Annotated in this window: 20 protein-coding genes; 10 read left to right on the forward strand and 10 right to left on the reverse strand. The window is 63.1% G+C overall.

Going from position 1 to position 19613, the window contains the following annotated elements:
- Window positions 1-53 precede the first annotated feature (53 nt).
- From G7009_RS18720 to arsC, 3 genes are read right to left on the reverse strand one after another with little or no spacing between them, the layout of a single operon-like run.
- Window positions 54-467, reverse strand: coding sequence for a DUF2069 domain-containing protein (locus tag G7009_RS18720; RefSeq protein WP_181131533.1), 414 nt, complete (start codon window positions 465-467; stop codon window positions 54-56).
- Window positions 460-1065: an NAD(P)H:quinone oxidoreductase gene (wrbA, locus tag G7009_RS18725; RefSeq protein ID WP_181131534.1), complete on the reverse strand. Its 606-nt coding sequence runs from the start codon at window positions 1063-1065 to the stop codon at window positions 460-462. Before wrbA ends, G7009_RS18720 begins: the two co-directional genes overlap by 8 nt.
- Window positions 1062-1415, reverse strand: a complete 354-nt coding sequence (arsC, locus tag G7009_RS18730; protein WP_181131535.1) for an arsenate reductase (glutaredoxin) — start codon at window positions 1413-1415, stop codon at window positions 1062-1064. Before arsC ends, wrbA begins: the two co-directional genes overlap by 4 nt.
- An 85-nt stretch (window positions 1416-1500) precedes the next feature.
- Between arsC and G7009_RS18735 the strand changes: the two genes are divergently transcribed.
- Complete coding sequence (locus tag G7009_RS18735) at window positions 1501-1965, forward strand: TlpA disulfide reductase family protein (RefSeq protein ID WP_181131536.1); 465 nt, start codon at window positions 1501-1503, stop codon at window positions 1963-1965.
- Between the two features lie 448 nt (window positions 1966-2413).
- Here the strand turns inward: G7009_RS18735 and G7009_RS18740 are convergent, their stop codons facing one another.
- The 3 genes from G7009_RS18740 to G7009_RS18750 all read right to left on the reverse strand — a co-directional run bounded on the left by G7009_RS18740 (window position 2414) and on the right by G7009_RS18750 (window position 6139).
- Window positions 2414-2818 carry an META domain-containing protein gene (locus tag G7009_RS18740; protein ID WP_181131537.1) on the reverse strand — a complete coding sequence of 135 codons (405 nt, stop codon included), beginning with the start codon at window positions 2816-2818 and terminating at the stop codon, window positions 2414-2416.
- The gene (locus G7009_RS27820; RefSeq protein WP_181131538.1) at window positions 2815-3252 is read right to left on the reverse strand and encodes a hypothetical protein; all 438 of its coding nucleotides are present in this window, start codon (window positions 3250-3252) and stop codon (window positions 2815-2817) included. Before G7009_RS27820 ends, G7009_RS18740 begins: the two co-directional genes overlap by 4 nt.
- A 130-nt stretch (window positions 3253-3382) precedes the next feature.
- Window positions 3383-6139, reverse strand: coding sequence for a response regulator (locus G7009_RS18750; RefSeq protein ID WP_181131540.1), 2757 nt, complete (start codon window positions 6137-6139; stop codon window positions 3383-3385).
- 68 nt (window positions 6140-6207) lie between these two features.
- Here G7009_RS18750 and G7009_RS18755 point away from each other — a divergent pair, with 68 nt between their 5' ends.
- The 8 genes from G7009_RS18755 (at window position 6208) to G7009_RS18790 (ending at window position 15122) form a co-directional block, all read left to right on the forward strand.
- Window positions 6208-6345 (forward strand): hypothetical protein, encoded by a 138-nt coding sequence (locus tag G7009_RS18755; RefSeq protein ID WP_181131542.1) that lies wholly within the window; start codon window positions 6208-6210, stop codon window positions 6343-6345.
- A gap of 522 nt (window positions 6346-6867) precedes the next feature.
- Window positions 6868-7584, forward strand: coding sequence for a response regulator transcription factor (locus G7009_RS18760; RefSeq protein ID WP_181131544.1), 717 nt, complete (start codon window positions 6868-6870; stop codon window positions 7582-7584).
- A gap of 1 nt (window position 7585) precedes the next feature.
- The gene (locus tag G7009_RS18765) at window positions 7586-8962 is read left to right on the forward strand and encodes a sensor histidine kinase (protein ID WP_181131546.1); all 1377 of its coding nucleotides are present in this window, start codon (window positions 7586-7588) and stop codon (window positions 8960-8962) included.
- Between the two features lie 112 nt (window positions 8963-9074).
- Window positions 9075-9974, forward strand: coding sequence for a cysteine synthase CysM (gene cysM, locus G7009_RS18770; RefSeq protein WP_181131637.1), 900 nt, complete (start codon window positions 9075-9077; stop codon window positions 9972-9974).
- Window positions 9974-11332: a 23S rRNA (uracil(1939)-C(5))-methyltransferase RlmD gene (gene rlmD / locus G7009_RS18775; protein WP_181131552.1), complete on the forward strand. Its 1359-nt coding sequence runs from the start codon at window positions 9974-9976 to the stop codon at window positions 11330-11332. The genes cysM and rlmD overlap by 1 nt, the downstream gene beginning before the upstream one ends.
- 99 nt (window positions 11333-11431) lie before the next feature.
- Entirely contained in the window at window positions 11432-13672 is a 2241-nt protein-coding gene (gene relA, locus G7009_RS18780; protein ID WP_181131554.1) for a GTP diphosphokinase, read from the forward strand.
- Window positions 13673-13722: 50 nt separating this feature from the next.
- Window positions 13723-14556: a nucleoside triphosphate pyrophosphohydrolase gene (gene mazG / locus G7009_RS18785; RefSeq protein ID WP_181131556.1), complete on the forward strand. Its 834-nt coding sequence runs from the start codon at window positions 13723-13725 to the stop codon at window positions 14554-14556.
- A gap of 26 nt (window positions 14557-14582) precedes the next feature.
- A complete protein-coding gene (locus G7009_RS18790; RefSeq protein ID WP_181131558.1) occupies window positions 14583-15122 on the forward strand; it encodes a DUF2058 domain-containing protein in 540 nt (179 codons plus the stop codon).
- A 43-nt stretch (window positions 15123-15165) separates the two neighbouring features.
- On the opposite strand, the gene G7009_RS18795 is transcribed toward G7009_RS18790, so the two are convergent.
- The 4 genes from G7009_RS18795 to purM all read right to left on the reverse strand — a co-directional run bounded on the left by G7009_RS18795 (window position 15166) and on the right by purM (window position 18208).
- Window positions 15166-15348, reverse strand: coding sequence for a hypothetical protein (locus tag G7009_RS18795; RefSeq protein WP_181131560.1), 183 nt, complete (start codon window positions 15346-15348; stop codon window positions 15166-15168).
- 429 nt (window positions 15349-15777) lie between these two features.
- Window positions 15778-16488 (reverse strand): DUF3108 domain-containing protein, encoded by a 711-nt coding sequence (locus G7009_RS18800; protein WP_181131562.1) that lies wholly within the window; start codon window positions 16486-16488, stop codon window positions 15778-15780.
- An 8-nt stretch (window positions 16489-16496) separates the two neighbouring features.
- The gene (gene purN / locus G7009_RS18805; protein ID WP_181131564.1) at window positions 16497-17150 is read right to left on the reverse strand and encodes a phosphoribosylglycinamide formyltransferase; all 654 of its coding nucleotides are present in this window, start codon (window positions 17148-17150) and stop codon (window positions 16497-16499) included.
- The gene (gene purM, locus G7009_RS18810; RefSeq protein ID WP_181131566.1) at window positions 17150-18208 is read right to left on the reverse strand and encodes a phosphoribosylformylglycinamidine cyclo-ligase; all 1059 of its coding nucleotides are present in this window, start codon (window positions 18206-18208) and stop codon (window positions 17150-17152) included. The genes purN and purM overlap by 1 nt, the downstream gene beginning before the upstream one ends.
- A gap of 337 nt (window positions 18209-18545) precedes the next feature.
- On the opposite strand from purM, the gene G7009_RS18815 reads away from it, so the two are divergent.
- Window positions 18546-19613, forward strand: a complete 1068-nt coding sequence (locus G7009_RS18815) for a DUF2066 domain-containing protein (protein ID WP_181131568.1) — start codon at window positions 18546-18548, stop codon at window positions 19611-19613.

Genomic DNA, 19613 nt, shown 5'->3' on the forward strand with positions numbered 1-19613 from the left:
GCTTGACTGGCCGAAACCAGGACAAGCCCGCGAATGGCGGCAGCCCTACAGGATCAGGCCCCTTCCCCCGCCACCCGCCGGTCATGCTGGAACCGCCAGCGCACGTACAGCAGCGCGCTGACGAAAAGCACCAGGCTGATCGCGACTTCCAGGCAGCCGAACAGCATGCGCGCCGGATCGAAGGCTGCCAGCACGCCTTTGATGAAGTAGAGGTTCACCATGAAGCAGGTCCAGGCATGTGCCCGGGCGCTGCCCATCCACATGCCCGGCAACAGCACCAGCAGCGGCAACAGCTCGATGGCCAGGATCACTTCGATGCGGGCGCCGTGCAGGTTGGCAAACCACAGGTCGTGAATGCCCAGCAGGGCGATCAGGCCCAGCAGGCTGGCCATGCTCAGGGCCCGCGCCAGGCGCAGGCGCGGCGCCAGCCAGGCAAGCGTCGGTAGCGTTTTCGGTCTGCTAGCCACGGTCGCCCGCCAAGGCCCTGGCGGTCTCCGCCAGGCGTTTGCCCAAGGCGCGGCACAACGCGATCTCATGCTCATCCAGGTCGCGCTTGCCGTCCGCGCCGGCGTGATGACTGGCGCCATAGGGAGTGCCACCACCACGGGTCTCCAGCAGCGCCGATTCGCTGTAAGGCAGGCCCAGGACCAGCATGCCGTGGTGCATCAGGGGCAGGAGCATGGACAGCAGAGTGGTCTCCTGACCGCCATGCAGGCTCGCGGTAGAGGTAAACACCGCTCCCGGCTTGCCCACCAGTTCGCCACCCAGCCACAGGCTGCTGGTACCGTCGAGGAAGTACTTCAGCGGTGCCGCCATGTTGCCGAAGCGGGTCGGGCTGCCCAGGGCGAGGCCGGAGCAGTGGCGCAGGTCGTCGAGCGTGGCGTACAGCGCGCCAGTGACCGGGATGTCCGGCGCCACGGCTTCGCACTCGGTCGAGATCGCCGGGACGGTGCGCAGGCGCGCTTCCATGCCGGCCATCTCGACGCCACGGGCGATGTGCCGGGCCATCTCGCTGGTCGAGCCGTGGCGGCTGTAGTAAAGCACCAGGATGTAAGGCGCGCTCACGGCAGGATCTCCAGTATCTTCTCCGGTGGTCGACCGATCACGGCCTTGTCGCCGACGACCAGGATCGGCCGTTCGATCAGTTTCGGATGCTGGACCATGGCCTCGATCAGCTGCGCATCGGTCAAGGCCGGATCGGACAGGCCGAGGGACTTGTATTCATCCTCTCCGGTACGCATGAGCTGACGCGCAGCGACGCCCAGCTTGTCGAGCACGGCGACGAGGGTGGCGGCGTCCGGCGGCGTCTCGAGATAGCGCACGACCGTAGGCGCCAGGCCGCGGGCTTCGAGCAGCTCCAGGGCGCCACGGGATTTCGAGCAGCGCGGGTTATGATAGAGAATCAGATCAGTCATGACGGGTCGCATCCAGCTGGGTGTGGCGGCTATTCTAACCGCAGGGACTGCTCCCTTTGCTTGAAACTTAGAGAAGGATTGACCCATGGCAAGGCGTTTCGCAGTAGCACTGGCCATTACCACGAGCCTGTTGCTCGGCGGTTGCGGCGCGGATTACGGCGTGGACCAGCATGGCAACACGGTCAAGGCCGAACAGCTCGAAGGGCAATGGCTGGTACTCAACTACTGGGCCGAGTGGTGTGGCCCGTGCCGCACGGAAATTCCCGAGCTCAACGCCGCAGCGAAGCAGTGGCAGGCGCAGGGCATCAAAGTGGTCGGCGTGAATTTCGATGGCTTGCAGGGCCAGGATCTGAAACAGGCCAGCGAAACCTTGGGCATTGACTTCACCGTCCTGGCCGAGGACCCGGCCGAGCGCTATGACCTGCCACGCAGCGAAGCGCTGCCGGTGACCTACATCATCGACGACAAGGGCAAGGTCCGTGAGCAGTTGATGGGCGAGCAGACGCTCGAGGGGTTGCAGGCGAAGATCAAGGCGCTCAAGGGGGCTTGAGGTTTTTTGGGGTGGGTGAGGGTGTCTCGGGGTTGCAGGACAGGATTCGGGAGGGTGTCGTAGCTGGCAGGGCAGGCTTTAGAGCGCGTTATGGCGGCCAGGCGCATGTCTTGGGCCTTGCGGCGCCCTTGAGATCGAGCACCGCCTGCGCGGCGCTTCGCGGGTAAATCGCATCGGCGAACCGCCGCTCCCACATTTGTTGCACCGTACCATGGCCTGATAGACCGAGTTCTTAGCCTTGTTTGTACGACAAAGATATCGAGGCGTCAGCAACAGCCTTGATGCAATCTTCAGCCATGCACCAAGGCTGACAACCCCAATCTCATAGGCCATGGCACGGTGCAACAAATGTGGGAGCGGCGGTTCGCCGATGCGATTTACCCGCGAAGCGCCGCGCGGGCGGCGCTCGATCTCGAGAGCACTGAAAGTGCCATGACAGGCACGTCACCTAACCCTCTTCAGGCCAGAACCGCAGCGGCTTGCCCTCGACCGGCCAGAACCGCACCTGCTCGATCGATGAGACATCCCAGCGCTGTACCGTCTGCAAAGCATCCAGAAAGCGCTGTTCCTGCTCCATCAGGGCCGGTGCGCACAGCTTGCGGGTCTTGCCGACCTGGCCGAAGGTCAACCGTTCGCCGTCGAGAGAGTAGGGCGCGAACCAATGGTTGCAACCCGCATTGCCATAGGCCCGGCCATCGGCGGCGAGCGTCAGGGTCAGATGGCTGTAATCGATCAACGGGCGTTCGCCTATCCACTCCAGCACATAGCTGCGCTCCTGCTGCAACTGAACGGGCTCGGCGGCGCAACCGAGCAGGCCGGTGCAGGCCAGCGCAGCAGTCAGCAGGTGCCTCACTGAGCAGCCTCCTGGCAACGTGGGCACAGGTGGCGATCGCCTCGAAGGGTCCAGCCGAGCTCGACGATACGGGCGCTGGCAGCAGGCTGGCGAGCCTTGTTGCCTAACTTGGCATCCACGGCGAACTCGAAATCGAGGCTGGCGCCGCAGCCATCGCATTTCACCTGCCAGCTGCGAATCTCGAGCTCGCCGAACACCGGCCCGCTGGCCACGGCAACCCACTGGCCGCGTGGATTGATCAGATGGCGCACACTTTCCACGGTCAGGCGCATGGACAAACCCTTGCTGCCCTTGAGGCTGACCAGCAGGACATCGTCCTTCTGTATCGAGCCGCCATTGCCGGTAACCTGGTAGCGTCCAGGGACCAGCGCGCGGCATTCGATCAAGGTGTGTTGCGGGTTGAATAGGGTGTAGCGGAAATCGTGCTCGACCATGGGTCCTCCAGATAGGCGGCGTATTCTAGGGCCTGTCGAGTTTTTATTCACGGCCGCTAATCGAGATCGCCCCATCCCGTGGCCTGCTCACGAAATCTAGCGAGCCATCCTCGCCCCTCATTCCCAGGTTTCACACGCTCATGCGTGCCTGGGCGGCGAGGCGACAGATGGCGTGGTCCAGTTCATCCAGCGCCTGCGAGGCTTGCGGATGCTCCTGCTTGAGCAAGGTCTCGCTGCGCTGACAAGCTGCGCGCAACTGGGGGACCCCACAGTAGCGCGATGCACCGTTGAGGCGATGGACACGTTCGATCAAGGCGTTTCGGTCGGCCGTCTCGCGCCCGACACGAATGGCCTCGCGGTCCTCTTCCAGGGACGCCAGGAGCATGGCCAGCATGTCCGCGGCCAAATCCGGCTTGCCGGCGGCCAGGCGCAGGCCTTCCTCCGGATCGAGGACTTCCAGCTCGCTGCTCTCGGGCAGGCGCTGCGCGGGGCGTTCCCGGTGCGGCGTGCTCAGGTTCAAGCCGGTCCACTTCATCACCACCTGCGCCAACTGGCGTTCGCTGATGGGCTTGGTCAGGTAGTCGTCCATGCCGCTGTGCAACAAGGCGCGCTTCTCATTGGCCATGGCGTGAGCGGTGAGGGCGACGATAGGCAGCGATGGCCCGCTCTGGCTGCTTTCCCACTGACGGATCTGTTCGGTGCAGGCGCGACCGTCCATGCCCGGCATCTGCACGTCCATCAGCACCAGGTCGAAGGGTTCGTCCTGCACGGCCTGTACCGCCGCATAGCCGCTATCGACTGCCAATACCTCGCCACCCAGGCCTTCGAGCAAGGTCTGCACCAGCAGCAGGTTGGCCGGGTTGTCGTCGACGCAAAGGATCTTCGGCACGCGCTGGCCACCTGGGATGCGGTGCTCGACATTCGCCCGGCGCGGCTGGATCAGCTCGAGCAGCAGCCGACGCAGCTTGCGCGTGCACGCCGGCTTGGACAGCAATTGCCCATGCCCATTGGGCAGGTAGGGGTGGTACAGCGCCTGCTCGGTTGTCGGACAGAGCACCACGCACTGGCATCGCTGGCGTTCGAGTTGCTGGTTGTAGTGGCCCAGCTGCTCTGGCGACAGGTTGCCGAGATTGACACCCATTACCGCGAAGTCGAAAGGTTGGTCCGCCAGGCTGGCCGCTTCCACGCCCTGTAGCAGTTGGTCGAAGCCAGGGAACAGGCTCACGCTCAAGCCGCAATCCTCGAGCAGGTGTTCGAGTGCCTGGCGCGCCAGCTCATGATCGTCGACCACGGCGACTCGGCGGCCCAGCAACGGTTGCAGTGGCAGCTCCTCGGCATCGTCGCGGGCCTTTGGCAGGGTGAGGCTGATCCAGAACTGCGAGCCCTCGCCGGGCGTGCTGTCGACACCGATCTCGCCACCCATCTGCTCGATCAGGCGCTTGGATATCACCAGCCCGAGGCCGGTGCCGCCAGGCTGGCGCGACAGCGAATTGTCGGCCTGGCTGAATGCCTGGAACAGGGTGCGCACGTCTTGCGGCGAAAGACCGATGCCCGTGTCCTGAATGCTGATCCGCAATTGCACGCTCTCTTCACGCTCGTCCTCGAGCATGGCACGGGCCACGATAGTGCCCTCGCGGGTGAACTTGATCGCGTTGCTCACCAGGTTGGTAAGGATCTGCTTGAGCCGTAGCGGGTCGCCGATCAACGACAGCGGCGTGTCGCGGTACACCAGGCTGACCAGCTCCAACTGCTTGGCGTGGGCCGCGGGGGCAAGGATGGTCAGGGTGTCCTGAATCAGGTCGCGCAGATTGAAGGGGATGTTGTCGAGCACCAGTTTGCCGGCCTCGATCTTGGAGAAGTCGAGGATCTCGTTGATGATTCCCAGCAGGTTGTCGGCGGATTTCTCGATGGTACCCAGGTAATCGAGCTGGCGTGGCGTCAGCTCGCTTCTTTGCAGCAAGTGGGTGAAGCCGAGGATGCCATTGAGCGGAGTCCGGATCTCGTGGCTCATGTTGGCCAGGAATTCCGATTTGATCCGACTGGCCTCCAGGGCTTCCTTGCGCGCCATGTCCAGTTCGATGTTCTGGATCTCGATGGTTTCGAGGTTCTGGCGGACATCCTCGGTGGCCTGATCGATGCTGTGTTGCAGTTCCTCATGAGCGTTGTACAGGCTTTCGGCCATGCGGTTTATGCCTGCGGCCAGAGCGTCCAGCTCGTGACTGCCCATGGGCGGAAGGCGTTCTTCCAGATGACCGTCCTTGAGCTGCGTGACGGCGTGTCGAATGCGGTTGATCGGGTCGTTGATGGCCCGGCTCATGCGCAAGGCCACCAGGGCGGTGAGGGTCAGGCAGGCGAAGATCAGCAACAGGCTGGTGAACAGGTTCCGGTAGCCGCGCAGCAGGGTACCGTCGTGCGACAGTTCGATTTCCACCCAGCCCAGCAGGTGTTCGGTTTCGGCGGGGATGGCGTCGGCGGCGAGGTCGCGATGGTGGCCGAAGACCGGCATCAGGTAGCGGGTGGCATCGTTGCCTGTGCGTTGCAGCAATTGCGTGCCGTTGCCGCCGCTTGGGGGCTGATTGAGCATGCTGGGGCCGGCATGGGCGAGACGCGTGCGATCTGGGGCGAGGAATGCGACGGCGCGGACGTCGGCCTGTTCCAGGGCTTGGGCGGCGATGCGTTCGAGTTGCGGTTCGGAGTGGCGAGCCAGGGAAGAGGCGGCCAAGGGCGCCAGGTGCTCGGCGATCATTTTTCCGCGTTGCAGGAGCTGGGTGCGGAGGTCGTTTTGCTGGAGCCAGGTGAAATAGCTGCCCAGGGCCAGGGCCATCAGGCCTGCGGGGAGGAGGGCTAGCAGAACGACGCGGCTTCGGATTCCCAAGCGATCGAACACATCGGGCTCCTGTCAGGTTTGGGGTGAGGCCGTCGGGAGACGGGGGTTAGGCGGGAAAGTACTCTGGCTTGAAAAGTAATGCACTCCTTTATAGCCCCAATCTTGGTCTTGCCCTTTTCTTGTCGTTGTCGTTGTCGTTGTCGTTGTCGTTGTCGTTGATCCTGATCCTGATCCTGATCCTGCATGCTGCCATGCACCGTTGCTGAGGCACTTATATGGAGTGAATATCCATTGGCGATGGCGGCTCATGCTCACCTTTCCGCCCTTACGGCGGGTCACTTTTTTCCAAACGATGAAAAAAGTAACCAAAAAAATCTGCCCCACCATGGGCCCTCCGCTTCGCTACGGGTCCCCTCACTCCGGCGCCACTCCGGGGGCTCCGCCGACTATGGGCTAAAGCCCTCCGTACGGCGCTCCGGCTTCGCCAGAGGGGCTGCGCCCGGCCCCCTCCATGACACCTCCACTCGGCCTGCTGGAATGGGGCGGTAGATCAAGATCAAGATCAAAAGCAAGAGCAAGAGCAAGAGCAAGAGCAAGAGCAAGAGCAAGAGCAAGAGCAAGAGCAAGAGCAAGAGCAAGAGCAAGAGCAAGAGCAAGAGCAAGAGCAAGAGCAAGAGCAAGAGCAAGAGCAAGAGCAACGGCAGCGACGGTGGCGTCCGTCGTAATCTGTTGCCCATCACTACCATTTCCACAATAATCATGTAACTGAGAATTGCTAGCAGCCGCCAATGAATCCCGTCACTGTCCCAGCCGCCACTATCCTCGCTATCGAGGACGACCCCATCCTGGGAGCCTATCTGCATCAAGAGCTGCAGCGCGAGGGCTTTCGGGTAACGTGGTGCCGTAACGGTTTGGAGGGTCTGGAGGAGGCAGGGCGACGCCCGTTCGATGTGGTACTGCTGGATATCCTGCTTCCCGGCCTCAACGGTTTGGACGCCTTGTCCCAGTTTCGCCAACACAGCGCTACTCCGGTCATCCTGATGTCCGCGCTCGGTGCCGAGGCCGACCGTATCTCCGGCTTCCAACGCGGTGCCGATGACTACCTGCCCAAGCCCTTCAGCATGGCTGAACTCCAGGTACGCATCGAGGCCATCCTGCGCCGCGTGGCTCTCGAACGCCGACATCAGGAGCCGCGGACAGCACCGTCCGGCCAGCTGCGCTTCGATGAACAGGCCAGCGATGTCCGCCGTGGCGATCAATGGGCCGGCCTGACGCCTAGCGAATACCGCCTGCTCGATACCCTGTATCGCAGCCAGGACGACGTGCTTTCCAAGCCCTTCCTCTATCAACAGGTCCTGCAACGCGGCTACGCCCGGCATGACCGTAGCCTCGACATGCATGTCAGCCAGATCCGCCGCAAGCTCAAGGCCATCGGCTACCACGAGCAGCAGTTGCGCACGGTCTGGGGCAAGGGCTATGTACTCAGCGCCAGCGAGGCAGGCTGAAGTGCTCGACCGGCATCCGCTGTTCTGGAAGCTATCGATCCTGCTGGTCGGTTTCTGTCTGCTGATGATCGGCCTGAGCTACACCTGGGGCCGACACATGGAGCACCAGAACGCCTTTCTGTCCGAGCCGGCCAGACAGTTGTTGCGCAGTTACGCCGCGCAGGCCGAGCAGGCCTGGCGTGGCGGCGGCCATGCGGGCGTCGATCGCTGGCTGGCGCAGATGCGTCAACGCGAGCAGGGGTGGATCGGGGTCCTCGATAGCGAACTGCGACCGCTGGGCAGCGACGCGCTCGATAGCGTGCAACTGCAACGCCTGACCCGTCTGCGCGGCGTCGACTGGCCCATGAGCCGCCGCTCTGTCGACCAACCATGGCTACGTTTGCCATTCCCCGACAATCCAGGGCAAGGCATGTTGGTCATGCAGTTGCCGGAACGGCTCGCCCCAGGCCAATACCGTCTGTTCTGGCGCATCGTCACCAATGGGATCATTCCAGGGCTGTTCACGCTGCTGCTGTGTGTCGGTCTCTATCGCATGCTGATCGTACCGTTGAATCAGCTGCGCGAGCAGGCCAATGCCTGGCGCGCCGATCAGTTGTCGGCGCGACTCGATCGTCGCACCATCAACCGGCGCGACGAACTGGGTGAGCTGGCGCGAGCCTTCGATCAGATGGCCGAGCGCCTGCAAGGCACCGTTGCCGCGCAGCAGCAACTGTTGCGCGACCTGTCCCACGAGATGCGCACTCCGCTCAGTCGCCTGCGGGTCGCCTGTGACAGCGAGCTCGATATCACGCGCCTGCGCGAGCGGCTCGGTCGTGAAGTGGATGGTATGCAACAGCTGGTGGAAAATGCGCTGCAATTGGCCTGGCAGGATACCGAGCGGGCGCCCATGCACCTTGAGGCCATACAGTTTCAGGCCTTGTGGGACATGCTTGTCGAGGACGCGTGCTTCGAAAGCGGCTGGGCGTCGGAACGACTGCGATGCGACCTGCCGCCGTCGTGCTGGGTCGAGGGCAATCTCGATCACCTGGCGCAAGCCTTGGAGAACCTTCTGCGCAATGCCATCCGACACTCTCCCGCCGAGGGTCTGATCCGCCTCGGCGGGCAGCGCGAGGGTGAGTATTGGAAGATCTGGCTGGAAGATCAGGGCTCGGGCGTCGCGGATCGGGACCTTGAACGTATATTCGCGCCGTTTACCCGGCTGGATGGCTCGCGTCCTGGGGATGGCGGGTTCGGCCTGGGCCTGAGCATTGCCCGTGGTGCCATCCAGCGCCAAGGCGGCACGCTCTGGGCCGAAAATTCCGGGAGCGGCCTGCGGCTGTGCATGTATCTGAGGGCCTGCGAGCCTGTCTTGAAAAGGATCGCGCCTGGCATTGCCTGAGCCCATCGGTCGTTATAGCTCGACGCTATATCGACCATCGATTGCGTGATATGGCCTGGAAAGGTTTGCCGGTATGATAGTCGCCCCTGCCGTCCAGATTGCGAAATACGCCATGACCATGCAGTACTCAACTATCGCCGATTGCGTCGGCAATACGCCCCTGGTTCGCCTGCAGCGCCTGGGTGGCGAGACCAGCAACACGCTTCTGCTCAAGCTCGAAGGCAACAATCCGGCCGGCTCGGTCAAGGATCGGCCGGCATTGTCGATGATCGCGCGCGCGGAACTGCGCAGCCAGATCAAGCCCGGCGATACCCTGATCGAAGCCACCTCGGGCAATACCGGCATCGCCTTGGCCATGGCGGCGGCGATCAAGGGCTACAAGATGATCCTGATCATGCCGGACAACTCCACCCCCGAACGCAAGGCCGCGATGACCGCCTATGGCGCGGAGCTGATCCTGGTCAGCAAGGAAGAGGGCATGGAAGGGGCTCGCGACCTGGCCGAGAAACTGCAGTCCGAGGGTCGCGGCCTGGTACTCGACCAATTCGGCAACGGCGATAATCCGGAAGCTCACTACGCCAGCACCGGCCCCGAGATCTGGCGCCAGACCGAAGGCACGATTACCCATTTCATCAGTTCCATGGGCACCACCGGAACCATCATGGGCTGCTCGCGCTACCTCAAGGAACAGAACCCGGCAGTACAGATCGTCGGCCTGCAACCGATGGAAGGCTCGTCCATTCCCGGTATCCGCCGCTGGCCGGAAGAGTACCTGCCGAAGATATTCGACGCCGAGCGTATCGACCGTGTGCTCGACATGTCCCAGGAAGAGGCGGAGCAGACCACCCGTCGCCTGGCGCGTGAAGAGGGCATCTTCTGCGGCGTGTCCTCCGGCGGCGCCGTGGCAGCCATGTTGCGTCTGTCGCGTGAAGTCGAGAACGCCGTGATGGTGGCGATCATCTGCGACCGCGGCGACCGCTACCTGTCCACCGGCCTGTTCGACGCTACCTGATGTCCAGACAGAAACGTACGAGTGGCCTGCGCTTCCAGCCCGCCGGCGGTGATCGCCCTTCCCAGGTGCCGGTCGGCAAGAAGCAGCGTCTGGACATCGAGCGCCTTGCCGGTGACGGCCGCGGCATCGCGTTCCATGACGGGCGGACCTGGTTCGTCAGTGGCGCGTTGGGCGGTGAAACCGTCGAGGCGCGGGTGCTCAATGCCCGGGGCAAGATCGTCGAGGCACGGCTGGAGCGGGTACTGAACGTCAGCGCGGAACGTCGCCTGGCCCCTTGCAAGCATTTCGACCGGTGCGGAGGCTGCAATCTGCAGCATTTGCCGCATGAGGATCAGCTCGGGCTCAAGCAACGGCAACTGGCCGAGCAATTGCAGCGCGTCGCTGGCGTGGTACCGGAAAGTTGGGCCGCGCCTCTGGTCGGCCCGGAGTTCGGCTACCGGCGACGAGCACGCGTGGCGGTGCGCTGGGACCCGAAGACGCGCCAGCTGGATGTCGGCTTTCGCGCCGAGGCCAGCCAGGAAATCGTGGCCATCGAGGAATGTCCGGTTCTGGTACAGCCCTTGCAGTCGATCATGCGCCATCTGCCAACGCTCTTGCGAAGCCTGGAAAAGCCGCAGGCGCTGGGCCACGTCGAATTGTTCAGCGGTACCGCGCAGGCGCTTTTGTTACGTCATGTAGCGCCTTTGTCGGGCCAGGATCTCGATCGCATGCTAGCGTTCTGCTATGAGGCCGGCGCGCAACTGTGGCTGCAGGGTGAAGGACCGCCCACGCCGGTCGAGGCCGGGCAAGAGCTGGGCTTCAGGCTCGAGCCCTGGAATCTCGAACTGGCCTGGCGTCCAGGTGACTTCATCCAGGTCAACGCTCAGGTCAACACGGCAATGATCGAGCAGGCGCTGGATTGGCTGGCGCCGGATAAGGATGCGCGGGTGCTCGACCTGTTCTGCGGCCTCGGCAACTTTGCCTTGCCGCTGGCCAGGCAGGTGCGCGAAGTGGTGGCGGTGGAAGGGGTGCAGGCCATGGTCGACCGCGCCGCGGCCAATGCGCGGGCCAACAATGTGCAGAACGCGCGGTTCTTCCAGGCCGATCTATCGCAGCCTCTGGCCGAAGCGGGATGGGCTGACGAAGGCTTTTCTGCGGTACTCTTGGATCCACCGCGCGACGGTGCTTTCGAGGTGGTGCAACACATCGCACGACTGGGCGCCAAGCGCCTGGTCTACGTATCGTGCAACCCGGCCACGCTGGCGCGAGACGCGCAGGTGCTGGTCGGTCAGGGTTACCGGTTAAAAAGGGCCGGGATTCTCGACATGTTTCCTCAGACGGCACATGTCGAGGCCATGGCGTTATTCGAAGCGGGCTAGTCACGACTGGCCCCTTGGTGCGGCTCCCACGGATCGGGAGCGGCGCAGGTGTTTGCCAGCGCGCCCGCGTGGTGCGCTGTATGGAAAGGTAGATAAAAGATGGTACAGGTGAGAGTACACCAGCCGGTCAACAAAGACGGCAGTATCAATCTCGAAGGATGGCTGGATCATGTGGTAAGCGTCGATTCGGCGCTCGATCGCGCGGCGCTGAAGGAGGCCTGCGAGTTCGCCCTGGAGGTCGAGAAGAAAGGTAACCCGACCAAGCATTCCTGGGCCGACGGGACCTCCAGTTTCCAGGCTGGCCTGGAAATCGCGGAAATTCTTGCCGACCTCAAGCTGGATCAGGATTCGCTGGTGGCCGCGGTGATCTACCGCTCGGTCCGCGAAGGCAAGGTCACCCTTGCCGAAGTGGGGCAGCGATGTGGGCCGGTGGTGTCCAAGCTGATCGATGGCGTCCTGCGCATGGCTGCCATCAGTGCAAGCCTTAACCCGCGCCAATCGCTGGTGCTGGGTTCGCAGGCGCAGGTCGAGAACCTGCGCAAGATGCTCGTGGCCATGGTCGACGACGTACGCGTGCCGCTGATCAAGCTGGCCGAACGTACCTGCGCGATACGCGCGGTCAAGGCTGCCGACGACGAGAAACGACTGCGCGTTGCGCGCGAGGTCTTCGACATCTATGCGCCTCTGGCCCATCGCTTGGGTATCGGGCACATCAAGTGGGAGCTGGAGGATCTGTCCTTCCGCTACCTGGAGCCGGATCAGTACAAGCAGATCGCCAAGCTCCTGCACGAGCGTCGGCTCGATCGCGAACGCTTCATCAGCGATGTGATGAATCAGTTGCAGAATGAATTGCTGGCTACCGGCGTCAACGCCGATATCAGCGGCCGAGCCAAACATATCTATTCGATCTGGCGCAAGATGCAGCGCAAGGGTCTCGAGTTCAGCCAGATCTATGACGTGCGCGCCGTGCGCGTGCTGGTTCCCGAAATCCGTGATTGCTATACCGCGCTCGGTATCGTCCACACCCTCTGGCGGCATATTCCCAAGGAATTCGACGACTACATCGCCAACCCCAAGGAAAACGGCTACCGCTCCTTGCATACCGCCGTCATCGGGCCCGAGGGCAAGGTGCTCGAGGTGCAGATCCGTACTCATGGCATGCATGAAGAGGCCGAGCTGGGTGTCTGTGCGCACTGGCGGTACAAGGGCACCGACGTCAAACCCAGCTCCAACCACTACGAAGAGAAGATCTCCTGGCTGCGTCAGGTGCTGGAGTGGCACGAGGAACTGGGCGACATCGGCGGCCTGGCCGAGCAGCTTCGCGTCGATATCGAGCCTGATCGGGTGTACGTCTTCACTCCGGACGGCCACGCCATCGATCTGCCCAAGGGCGCGACGCCGCTGGACTTCGCCTACCGGGTGCACACCGAGATCGGCCACAACTGCCGTGGCGCCAAGATCAACGGGCGCATCGTCCCGCTCAACTACAGCCTGCAGACCGGCGAGCAGGTGGAGATCATCACCAGCAAGCACGGCAACCCGAGCCGCGACTGGCTGAACTCCAACTTGGGCTACGTCACCACCTCGCGCGCGCGGGCCAAGATCGTCCATTGGTTCAAGCTGCAGGCGCGCGACCAGAACGTCGCGGCCGGCAAGAGCTTGCTCGAGCGTGAGCTGAGCCGCCTGGGCCTGCCGCAGGTCGACTTCGAGCGCCTGGCGGAGAAGGCCAACCTCAAGACCGCCGAAGACCTGTTCGCCGCTCTCGGCGCTGGCGACCTGCGCCTGGCGCACCTGGTCAACGCTGCCCAGCAACTGCTCGAGCCGGAACGCAGCGAGCAGGTCGAGCTGGTATTGCGCAAGGCTACCGGCGTGCGTTCGGGCAAGCGGGGCGATATCCAGATCCAGGGTGTCGGTAACCTGCTCACGCAGATGGCCGGCTGTTGCCAGCCGTTGCCGGGCGAAGCCATCGTCGGCTACATCACCCAGGGCCGCGGGGTGACCATTCACCGCCAGGACTGCGCCTCGGTGCTGCAACTGACGGGCCGCGAGCCCGAACGTATCATCCAGGTCAGTTGGGGGCCGGTGCCGGTGCAGACCTACCCGGTCGACATCATCATCCGTGCCTACGATCGCCCGGGGCTGCTGCGCGATGTCTCGCAGGTGCTGCTCAACGAGAAGATCAACGTGCTGGCGGTCAATACCCGCTCGAACAAGGAAGACAACTCCGCGCTGATGTCGCTGACCATCGAGATCCCCGGCCTGGATGCCCTCGGGCGCCTGCTGGGACGAATCTCGCAGTTGCCCAACATCATCGAGACGCGCCGTAACCGCACGCCCTGATCACATCGATCGCGGGCCCGTGAGTGGGCCCGCGATCCATAGGACCCGAGATGACCTACACCCTTGATGATCTGCTCCAGCTCATGGCCCGCCTGCGTGATCCGCAGCACGGTTGCCCATGGGACCTGAAGCAGGACTATGCCAGTATCGTCCCGCATACCCTGGAAGAAGCCTATGAAGTCGCCGATACCATCGAGCGTGGCGATTTCGAGCATCTGCAGGGCGAGCTGGGTGACCTGCTGTTCCAGGTGATCTACTACAGCCAGCTGGCCCGTGAGGAGGGACGCTTCGAGTTCGCCGGGGTGGTGGATGCCATTACCCGCAAGCTGATTCGTCGTCACCCGCATGTCTTCCCCACCGGCGACCTGCATGCGCCGCTGGACACGCCGAGCCTGAGCGAAGCCCAGGTCAAGCGGCGCTGGGAAGAAATCAAAGCCGAGGAACGGGCACAAAAGCAGGTGCCGGAGCAATTGTCGTTGCTCGACGATGTGCCCGCGGCCTTGCCAGCGTTGTCACGGGCGGCCAAGCTGCAAAAACGTGTGGCCCAGGTCGGCTTCGATTGGCCCGACGCATTGCCGGTACTGGACAAGGTGCGCGAGGAACTGGACGAGGTGCTGCAGGCCATGGCCGGCAGCGACCCCAGGGCGATCGAGGACGAAGTCGGCGATCTGCTGTTCGCCACCGTCAACCTTGCCCGGCACCTCAAGCTGGACCCGGAAAACGCACTGCGCGGTGCCAACCGCAAGTTCGAACGTCGTTTCCGTTTCATCGAGCAGGCATTGCGCGATAATGGCCGGCCGATTGAAGATTGTACTCTCGACGAGCTGGACGCCCTCTGGGGTGAAGCCAAGCGTCAGGAAAAGAACCTGCCCAGCTGCGGCTGAGCCGATGCATAAGTGAGTGAACATCGATGAGCCTTTCCCTTCGCGACCAATTGCTCAAGGCCGGACTGGTCAACCAGAAACAGGTCAAGCAGGTCAACAAAACCGAAAAGAAACAGAAACGCCTGGAGCAGAAAGGCCAGGTGGAAATCGACGACAGCCAGCAGCGTCAGGCCAGGGAGGCCGTGGCCGAGAAGGCCAGGCGCGACCAGGAGCTGAATCGTCAGCAACAGGAAAAGGCCGAACAGAAGGCCCGTGCCGCCCAGGTCAAGCAACTGATCGAAGCGTCGCGCCTGCCCAAGCTCACCACCGAGGACTACTACAACTTCGTCGATGACAAGAAGGTCAAGCGCATCGCGGTCAACGCCCTCATGCGCAGCAAGCTGAGCAGCGGTTCGTTGGCGATCGTTGCTCATGGCGGCGGGTACGAGGTGATCCCTCGCGAAGCGGCAGTCAAGATCCAGGAGCGTGATGCCAGGCGCATCCTGCTGCTGAACACCCAGGTCGAGGAACCGGATGCGGACGATCCGTATGCGGCTTACAAGATCCCGGACGATCTGATGTGGTAAAAGACAAAACCCCGCCTTGGCGGGGTTTTTCGTGCAATACGGGTTATTGCGTGGCGCGCTGGGTCTCGAGTGATTCCAGCTCGCTGCGGTACTGATTGGCCTCGGATTCATCATGGAACATCCCGACCAGCTGACCTTGCTGATGGACATCCCAGATCCGCACACCGGCGGCCAGGCCTTCGTGGGACATTTTCGATTCGTCACGTTCGGTTACTTGAACAGTCATCGGCAAACTCCACTTTTCGGTTAGATGCGACACTGTGTCGCACGCCTTCTTTATAGGGTTTGTTAGCTGACTAAGTAAATAAAATGGGGATGAAAGATCTTTCATGTGGAGCTGAGAAGGGTAGGGCTCAGCCATTGTCAGAGTTACTGAGTGCAGCTTCTCTGCAGTCACGATCAGAAAATCTTGTACTGGGTGCAATGCCGGTTAGTTAAGGACGAGCGTTCGGGATTCCAGATGCTGAGGCTTGGCATTGTGTCCTTTAAATCCTCTGTGAGGCTGAGGGCCTCGTCGCGGGGCAAGCCCGCTCGCCACCTGGAGCGTGTCTGCGTTGCACCGTACCCGTTGTGAGGGGGGCTGGCCCCGCGAGGCTTCCTGCAACCCTGAAACAGAAAACCCCGCACCAGGCGGGGTTTCCAGATCAGCACACCATCACTTGCCCTTGACCGACCTGCCATCGACCGTGCCGTCCTGCAGCACGATCACGTACTCCTTGCCATCGGTCTCCACTTGACGCAACTGCACCAGCAGATACTCCCATTCCTTGGCGAACCACAGCTCGGTGATGCGCTTGCTCTGGCTCGGGTCTCGCACGCGCTCGACCTTGACCGCATCGACCTGGCCGGTCTTGGTGGTGACTTTCTCGACACCGAGCACGCGGAAGTCGTAGGTATCGATCTCGTCACCGTCGACCACCTGGTAGGTCATGCTCTTCTTGCCCGCCGCAACGTCGTGCTGCAAGGCGAGCTGATAGGACGACTTGTCGAGCACGCCGCGGTTCAAGGGCAGGTTGACCGCATCGCCACGGTCGCTACCGGTCACCTTCTTGCTGTTCCAGTCGAAGTCCAGGTCGACCTTCTTGGCCTTGCCCAGCCCACCGCGTTCGAAGTGGTAGGTCTGCGGCAGCAAGGTGTCGTTCTCCATGCGCAGGGTACTTTGCTCGGTCAGGCTGGCGATCATCATGGACGCCTTGAAATTCAGGTTCCAAGTACCGTTGGCATTCTTTTCCAGGCTACGTTCAGCGGTGCCACTCATGGGCAGCTGCTTCCAGTCGGCGGTGTAGCTCGCCGAGAAAGGCTTCAGTTCAGCTGCCTGGAGGGGCAGGGCAAGCACGGCGAGAGCCAAGAGCAGGGCGCGACGCATAATCTCTCCTAGAGTCGAATCAAATGACCGCTGGCCGTCAGCGGTTGGCCATCCAGTAATGCACCCTCGTCGCCAAGACGCAAGCGTTGTTCGGCGAACCAGCGCACTGCCAGTGGGTAGATCTGGTGTTCCTGGCGGTGGACCCGCTTAGCCAGGGACTCCGGGGTGTCGTCGGGCGTCACCGATATCACAGCCTGTACGACCAAGGGGCCGCCATCGAGTTCCTCGGTGACGAAGTGCACACTGCAACCGTGCTCGGCGTCGCCTGCCTCGATGGCCCGGCGATGGGTGTGCAGGCCCTTGTACTTGGGCAGCAGCGAGGGATGGATATTGAGCAGGCGTCCCTGATAGTGGCGCACGAAGCCGGCGCTGAGAATACGCATGAAACCTGCCAGCACCACCAGGTCCGGTGCGAAACCGTCGATCAGGTCCATCAAGGTCGCGTCGAAAGCTTCGCGCCCATCGAAACCGCTGTGCTCCAGCACGGCGGTTTCGATGCCCACTGCCTGGGCGCGCTGCAGCCCGTAGGCGTCGGCGCGGTTGGAAACCACCGCCCGGATGCGCATCGGGTTGTCCTGCTCGAGACTGCTGTCGATCAACGCTTGCAGGTTGCTGCCGGATCCTGACAGCAACACCACGACATCACAGGTCTTGCCAGGCATCAGTGCGCCTTGACGTTCTGCAGCTCGACCTGCGCGGCACCTTCGGCAGCGGCGGCGATGTGGCCGATGACCCAGGGCTGTTCGCCGGAATCGCGAAGGGATTGCAGGGCGCCTTCGACCTGGTCCTGGGCCACGCAGATGACCATGCCGACGCCACAGTTCAGTACGCGGTGCATCTCGTGCTCGTCGACATTACCTTTCTCTTGCAGCCAGTCGAAGACGGCTGGACGCTGCCAGCTGGCCACGTCGACCACTGCCTGGGCGTTCTTGGGCAGCACGCGCGGAATGTTGTCGAGCAGGCCGCCACCGGTGATGTGGGCCATTGCCTTGACCGCGCCGGTCTGCTTGATCAGTTGCAGCAGCGGCTTGACGTAGATGCGGGTCGGCGCCATCAGCAGTTCGGTCAGCGGCTTGCCGTCCAGGTCGATGGTCTCGATGTCGGCGCCGGAGACTTCGATGATCTTGCGGATCAGCGAGTAGCCGTTGGAGTGCGGACCGGACGAAGGCAGGGCGATCAGGGCATCACCGGTGGCAACCTTGGAGCCGTCGATGATCTCGGCCTTTTCCACTACACCCACGCAGAAACCGGCCAGGTCGTAGTCTTCACCTTCGTACATGCCTGGCATTTCGGCGGTTTCGCCGCCAACCAGCGAGCAGCCGGCCAGTTCGCAGCCGGCGCCGATGCCGGTCACCACGGTGGCGGCTACATCGACATTGAGCTTGCCGGTGGCGTAGTAGTCGAGGAAGAACAGCGGCTCGGCACCGCAGACGACCAGGTCGTTGACGCACATGGCGACCAGGTCCTGGCCGATGCTGTCATGCTTGTTCAGGTTCAGTGCCAGACGCAGCTTGGTGCCGACACCGTCGGTGCCGGAGACCAGGACTGGCTGCTTGTAGCCGGCCGGGATCTCGCAGAGAGCGCCGAAACCGCCCAGGCCACCCATGACTTCCGGGCGCGCCGTGCGCTTGGCCACGCCTTTGATGCGTTCGACCAATGCTTCACCGGCGTCGATGTCTACACCGGCGTCCTTGTAGCTCAGGGAGGGTTGCTTGCTCATGATCCAGGCCTTTAGGGGGAGGGATTCGAAAAATCGACCGCGAGGGACAAGGCCGGATATGGAGGTGCGGCTGCCTGAACGTCGCTGGTCTGCGAAGGCGCGCGATTTTATCAGGGTTGCCGGGCAGCGGCCATCCTCAGGCCGACGGGCAGGCCGGAAAACGCCAAAAACTTCCGCAGACCGTACGCGACTGGTTGCCGCGCCGTTGGCTGTATAAGGTATAGGCATGGCGACGGGACCAGATAGCCCGGCGACGCTGAGCGTTCATCGCGGCCTCGCGGTCACAGTCAGCATGCCCGGGCTCCGCGCCCCCAGGTCAACAGGACAGGAATACCCCATGCGTCTTCTAAATTATCTGGCAGTGGCTTGCCTCGCTTTCGTCAGCGTCGCGGCCCAGGCCGAAACCGTTACCGGGTTGTACCAAGTGCGCGAGCCTGTCGTCGGGGAGGGCGCCCAGGCGCGCGCCGACGCCACCGGCAAGGCGCTGGACACCTTGGTGCAGCGATTCACCGGCGACTCCAAGGCAGCCCGCAGCCCTGCGCTGGCCGAGCTGCGCAAGGATCCGCAGCAGATCATCAGTCAGTTCGGCTTCGAGGCCGGGCCGCCGGAAACGGTAATGGTCGAGTTCGATCCTGGCAGCACCGATCGGGCATTGCGCAAGGCTGGGCTGGCACTGTGGGGGAGCAACCGACCTTCGATTCTCGGCTGGTGGCTTTTCGACAGTGTCGAGGGCAGCAGTCTGGTCGGCGACGGTCAATCCAGTGCCGTGACGCTGCGCCGGGCGGCGCAGCACCGGGGCCTGCCATTGCGCCTGCCGCTGGCCGACCTGCAGGAGCAATTGGTGGCCAATGGCAAGCAGTTGGACGACAAGGACCCCGGCCCCCTGCGTGAGGCCTCCGAGCGCTATGGGGCGGATGCGCTTTTGACCGTCCATGCCGTCGAGGCCGATGGCAAGTGGCAAGGCAAATGGCAATTGTGGCTAGGCGACCAGCGCGAACAGGGGACGGTGGAAGCCGCCGATCAGGCGGCCCTGGCCGATGCGGTCATGTCGGCGGTCGGCAGCCGCCTCGCGCCACGCTTCGTCACCCGGCCAGGCGCCAGCGGCGAGCTGCGGATCCAGGTGCAAGACATGACCCTGCAGCGTTATGCCGAACTGGGTCGAGTCCTTGAATCTTACGGTCCGCGCCTGCAACTGGCCGATGGCACGACCCTGACCTACGCCCTTACCGGCAACCCGGACCAACTGCGCGCGCAGCTCGGCCTGGCGAAACTGCGTGAGCTGCCTCCCGAGGCGGCGATGCCCGTCACGCCCGAAGCACCGACCGCGCAACAACCCGGTGAAGCGCCTGCGCTTACGCCCACACCTGCGCCGGTGCCTTTCGATGGCCTGCGGTTTGGCTGGTAA

The sequence above is a fragment of the Pseudomonas capeferrum genome, assembly GCF_013523055.1.
Taxonomy (GTDB): Bacteria; Pseudomonadota; Gammaproteobacteria; order Pseudomonadales; family Pseudomonadaceae; genus Aquipseudomonas; species Aquipseudomonas capeferrum_A.